Consider the following 574-nt stretch of genomic DNA (forward strand, 5'->3'; position numbering starts at 1 on the left):
GTTTGAGCGCAGGCTGTCGCGAATGTTCGGACGCGCCGTTGATGTGGTGTCCCGCAATGCCGTCAATCCCGACTTCTTACCGGACGAGGACAAGAGTACGCCGCAGCTCGATCTTTTGGCTCGTGTCGAACGAGAGCTACCGGTGCGGCTCGACCAAGAGCGCACCGATATGGTTGTTTGCCATGGTGATCCCTGCATGCCGAACTTCATGGTGGACCCTAAAACTCTTCAATGCACGGGTCTGATCGACCTTGGGCGGCTCGGAACAGCAGATCGCTATGCCGATTTGGCACTCATGATTGCTAACGCCGAAGAGAACTGGGCAGCGCCAGATGAAGCAGAGCGCGCCTTCGCTGTCCTATTCAATGTATTGGGGATCGAAGCCCCCGACCGCGAACGCCTTGCCTTCTATCTGCGATTGGACCCTCTGACTTGGGGTTGATGTTCATGCCGCCTGTTTTTCCTGCTCATTGGCACGTTTCGCAACCTGTTCTCATTGCGGACACCTTTTCCAGCCTCGTTTGGAAAGTTTCATTGCCAGACGGGACTCCTGCAATCGTCAAGGGATTGAAAC

At 55.6% G+C, this 574-nt stretch carries 2 protein-coding genes; both read left to right on the forward strand.

Annotation, left to right across the window (positions count from 1 at the left end; genetic code table 11):
* Positions 1–442, forward strand: a 442-nt coding sequence (locus tag ABD296_RS50025) for a phosphotransferase (protein WP_072107020.1), incomplete at its 5' end; no start/stop codon positions are given.
* Positions 442–574 (forward strand): aminoglycoside phosphotransferase family protein (locus tag ABD296_RS50030; protein ID WP_222868290.1); only part of this gene is annotated, 133 nt, incomplete at its 3' end. The genes ABD296_RS50025 and ABD296_RS50030, both read left to right, overlap by 1 nt.

The sequence above is a fragment of the Actinomadura napierensis genome (assembly GCF_039529375.1).
Classification (GTDB): domain Bacteria; phylum Actinomycetota; class Actinomycetes; order Streptosporangiales; family Streptosporangiaceae; genus Spirillospora; species Spirillospora napierensis.